Genomic DNA, 4,501 nt, shown 5'->3' on the forward strand with positions numbered 1-4,501 from the left:
GCGATGTGCCGAGCCCGCGGATACTCGCCGGCTCGGCCATCGTTGTGCTCGCCGGCATCTTCATCTTCCATCGCCAGAAGGTGGTCGAGACCGTCGTGCCGCCGGAAAACGTGCCGAAAGGCGTCAACTAGGATCCAGGCCTGCGCTCACCCCTCTCGCACAGCAGCGAGGTGGCGTGAAAACTCGGGCATCTCCATCAGCGCCTTGCAGCGGGCGAAGCGTCCGTCCGCATAGGCGCGGAAATCGTCGACCGGGTTGTTGTTGGCGAGCTGGATCAGCCCCCACAACGTCCAGAGCAGGTCGCACATGGCCTTGTAGATGACGACGCGGCCGCGCTCGGCCGGCCTTGCTTCGCCGCCGAAATAGGCGCGCATCAGCTCTTCATCCTGGCCGGCGTCGAACTTGCCTTCGACCGAGAGGTCGCCGAGATCCCACAACGGATCGTTCATGCCGGAGTACTCCCAGTCGACGATCCACATCCGCTCCCCGGTATCGAGAAAGTTTTCGCAGAGCGGATCGCAGTGGCAGGCAGCAAGCTGGATCGGGTGCGTGACCAATGCTTCGCGCACGCTGCTCGCCTCGCGCACCACGTCGTGGTAGCCGGGCGGCAGGACCACATCCTTGGTCGACAGCACTTTCAGATAGTCGTCGATCATCGCAAACAGCTCGAAGCGGAAGGGGAAGACCGCGCCGGACGAATGCAGCTTTCGGAAGGCTGCGCCCGCGCGCGCCGGACTTCCCTGCCTGGCCTTGAACTTTTCCGGCGACATGGTCTCGGCGTCGGCGACGAAGCGCGTTGCCATCAAGCCGGATGCGGGGTCGGCAAAAAGCACCTCCGGGCTGACGCCGGCCTTGGCCGCCTCGCGCGCCGCCACCGCCTCGTTGGCGCGGTTGATATATTCCTCCGTGCCCTTGCCGGGAATGCGCAGGCAGACCTCGCCGGCCTTGTAGACACGGTTGGTAAGGCCGCCCAGCCGCTCCAGCGGCCCCTTGTATCCGGCAAGCGCCGGAATGGCGGCCAGCGCCGCGCGCGCCTCTTCCATCGTCACCCCCTTAACCATCACGCCATGTTTATGGCGGAACGGTTCCACAGTTTTTGCCGCTTGGCTACCATGGCCGACACGAATCGGCGGCGGGAGCGGCAATGGCGGACGGCAAGCACAACAGCGCGCTAAGCGCGGCCTATGCCGCAACACGGCCGGACGAGGTGGCCGCAATCTACGATAGCTGGGCCGAAACTTACGACGCCGATATGTCGGCGGCCGGCTATCGCCATCCGACCATCTGCCTGGCCCTGCTGGCCCGCCATCTGCCGCGCGGCGCGGAACCTGTGCTCGACGCAGGCGCCGGCACCGGGCTGATCGGCGAATGGCTCGCAATCACCGGCTATCCTCGTGTCGAGGCGCTCGACATCTCGCAAGGCATGCTGGACAAGGCCGGCGCCAAGGGCGTCTACACGGCGCTGCATCGTCTGGCGCTGGGCGGCGCCCTGCCTTTCTCGGACGGCGCCTATGCCGGCATCGTTTCGGCCGGCGTCTTCACCTCCGGCCATGTCGGCGTCGAGGGGCTGGACGAGCTGATCCGCATCTGCCGTCCAGGCGGCATCATCGTGCTGACGATCAAGAACACGCTCTGGCAGGCCGGCTTTGCCGAGCGGATCGCCGTGCTCGAAGCGGAGGACGTCATAACCCGGCTTGAAGAGACACGGCCTTACGCGTCGATGCCCGGCGAGGGCGATGCGGTGCCAAGCAGGGGCCTCGTGCTGCGCGTCGGCTGACCGCTTTCCTCGCTTACGCCTTTATCTTCTCTCCGGCCGGATCGTACATCGGCTCGAGATGGATCTTTGCCGGCGTGCGCTCCATCGCCACCACCAGTTCATAGGCGCCGGAGGCGAGGAAGTCGTCGCTGACGCCATCGGCGTTGCGCACATAGCCATAGCCGATGTTCTTCTCCACCGTATAGCCATAGCCGCCGCTGGTGAGATAGCCGACCGGTTGGCCGTTGCGCAGGATCGTCTCGCGTCCGGCCAGGACGACGTCCGGATCGTCGACCGTGAAGCCGGCAAAGCGTTTTGTCAGCGGCTGGCCGGCCGCTTTCTCCAGCGCCCGCCGCCCGATGAAGTCGTTGTTCTTCCTGAGCTTCACAGCCCAGCCGAGGCCCGCTTCCTGCGGCGTGTCATTCGGCGTGATGTCCGCCCCCCAGGCGCGATAGCGCTTTTCCAGCCGCAGCGATTCCAGCGCCCGGTAGCCGACCGGGCGGATGCGATGCTGTTTCCCGGCTGCCATGAGGGCATCAAAAATCTCGCCCGTCGCGGCGATCGGCACATGCAACTCCCAGCCGAGCTCGCCGACATAGGTCACCCGCAGCGCCCGCACGGTGTGGCCGGCGATGTCGATCTCGCGCGCGTGGCCGAAGGGGAAGGCGGCGTTGGAGACATCCGCACCCGTTACCGCCGACAGCACGTCGCGGGCACGTGGCCCCATCAGCGACAGCGTGCCGAAATCCTCGGTCACGTCTTTGAGCGCCGCGTCGAGTCCCTGGCCGAGATGGTCGCCGATCCACGAAAAATCATGCGTGCGGAAACCGGTGCCGGTGACGATGTAGAACCTGTCCTCGCCGAGCCGTGCCACCGTGAGGTCTGCTTCGATGCCGCCGCGCGTGTTGAGAAGCTGCGTATAGGTCAGCCGGCCGACCGGCTTGTTGATGTCGTTGGTGCAGATCCAGTCGAGCGCCCTCAGCGCATCGGCCCCGGTCATCTCATATTTGGCAAAGGAGGATTGGTCGAAGATGCCGACTTTCTCGCGCACATGCCGATGTTCCTCGCCGACCGCCTCGAACCAGTTCTGCCGGCCCATTGAATAGACGTCTTCCGGCTCTACGCCGTCGGGCGCGAACCAGTTCGGCCGCTCCCAGCCGAGCTTCGAGCCGAACACGGCGCGGTGCTCTCTCAGCCGCTCATAGAGCGGCGAGACGATGCGCGGCCGGCCCGAGAGATATTCCTCATGCGGGAAGCCGATGGTGTAGTGCTTGCCATAGGCCTCGAGCGTGCGGTCGCAGACCCATTGCCGGTCGCGGTGCAGGTTGGAAAACGCCTGATGTCGACCACCCAGAGGTCGAGCGGCGCCTCGCCGTCGACCACCCATTGCGCCAGCACCCAGCCGGCGCCGCCGCCGGACGCGATGCCGAAGGCGTTGAAGCCGGCGCCGACGAACATGTTGGCGCATTCGGGCGCGACACCAAGGATGAAATTGCCGTCCGGGGTAAAGCTCTCCGGCCCGTTGATCATTTGCTTCACGCCGACATTGGCCAGCGCCGGCACCCGCTCGATCGCCTGCGCCATATGCTGCTCGAAGTGGTCGTAATCATCATCGAACAGGCGGAACTCCCAGTCGTTGGGCACGTCGCCCCCGGGGAGCTCAGTCGTCCAGGCCTGCGGGTTCGGCTCATAGCCGCCCATCACCAGCCCGCCGACCTCTTCCTTGAAATAGGTGCGGCGGTCGGGGTCGCGGATTGTCGGCGCGTCGTTGGCCAGCCCTTCGATCTTCTCGGTGATGATGTACTGGTGCTTGACCGGCTGCAGCGGCACGTTGATGCCGGCCATCGCGCCGACCTGCCTTGCCCATTGCCCAGCGCAGTTCACCACTCTGTCGCAGGCAATGTCGCCCTTTTCGGTCTTCACCGCGGTGATGCGTCCGCCCGTCATCTCGAATCCGGTGACGCGCGCGTCCTCGAACAGTTTTGCGCCATGCATGCGCGCGCCCTTGGCGAGCGATTGCGTGATATCGGAGGGGCTGGCCTGACCGTCGGTCGGCAGCCAGGAGGCGCCGACGAGGTCGCCGGTTTCCATCAGCGGCCACATGCGCTTCACCTCGGCGGGCGACAGCAGCTGCATGTCCATGCCGAAGCTTTTTGCCGTCGTCGCCAATCGCTTGAACTCGGTCCAGCGATCGGCGTTGGTGGCGAGCCTGAGGCACCCGGTCATTTTCCAGCCGGTCGCCAGTCCCGTTTCGGCCTCGAGCCCCTTATAGAGCTCGACGGAATATTTGAGCACGCGGGTTATCGAGGCCGACGAGCGCAGCTGCCCGACCAGTCCGGCCGCGTGCCAGGTCGAGCCCGAGGTCAGCTTGCCTTGCTCCAGCAGCACCACGTCGGCCTTGTGGTCGCGCGCCAAATGATAGGCGGTCGAGCAGCCGATGATGCCGCCGCCGATGACCACGATCCCGGCATGGCTGGGCAAAGTCATGATCTTGTCCCGTATCTCGTCCGGTAGTTTTCCAGTGCAGCGTCGAGCCGCACCAGGTTCTCTTCGGTATAGGCGACGTAATCGATGCCGGGCGCGTCGAGATAAATCTCGGAGACCATGCTCCACATTGCCTCGCGCAGCAGCGAGGCGCATTGCATGGCCGCGTGCGAGCGGCGGATCTCGCTGTCCGGTTCCTTCATGAAATAGGCGGTCAGGAAGGCGAAGGATTCCTCGTCGCTCATGCCCGCCTTCGAGGCG

Annotated in this window: 2 protein-coding genes and 2 pseudogenes; 1 reads left to right on the plus strand and 3 read right to left on the minus strand. The window is 65.3% G+C overall.

Features of this window, described 5'->3' with window-relative positions:
* Window positions 1-146: 146 nt before the first annotated feature.
* A complete protein-coding gene (locus EOA60_RS20080; protein ID WP_095824291.1) occupies window positions 147-1,049 on the minus strand; it encodes a phosphotransferase family protein in 903 nt (300 codons plus the stop codon).
* A 95-nt stretch (window positions 1,050-1,144) separates the two neighbouring features.
* Between EOA60_RS20080 and EOA60_RS20085 the strand changes: the two genes are divergently transcribed.
* The gene (locus EOA60_RS20085) at window positions 1,145-1,777 is read left to right on the plus strand and encodes a class I SAM-dependent methyltransferase (RefSeq protein WP_095824290.1); all 633 of its coding nucleotides are present in this window, start codon (window positions 1,145-1,147) and stop codon (window positions 1,775-1,777) included.
* Window positions 1,778-1,790: 13 nt separating this feature from the next.
* Here EOA60_RS20085 and EOA60_RS20090 read toward each other — a convergent pair.
* Both EOA60_RS20090 and EOA60_RS20095 read right to left on the minus strand, forming a co-directional pair.
* Window positions 1,791-4,243: pseudogene (locus EOA60_RS20090) on the minus strand (FAD-dependent oxidoreductase).
* Window positions 4,240-4,501: pseudogene (locus tag EOA60_RS20095) on the minus strand (choline kinase); the annotation flags it as partial. The pseudogenes EOA60_RS20090 and EOA60_RS20095, both read right to left, overlap by 4 nt.

The organism is Mesorhizobium sp. M1A.F.Ca.IN.020.06.1.1 (assembly GCF_004023265.1).
In the GTDB taxonomy this organism is placed as follows: Bacteria; Pseudomonadota; Alphaproteobacteria; order Rhizobiales; family Rhizobiaceae; genus Mesorhizobium.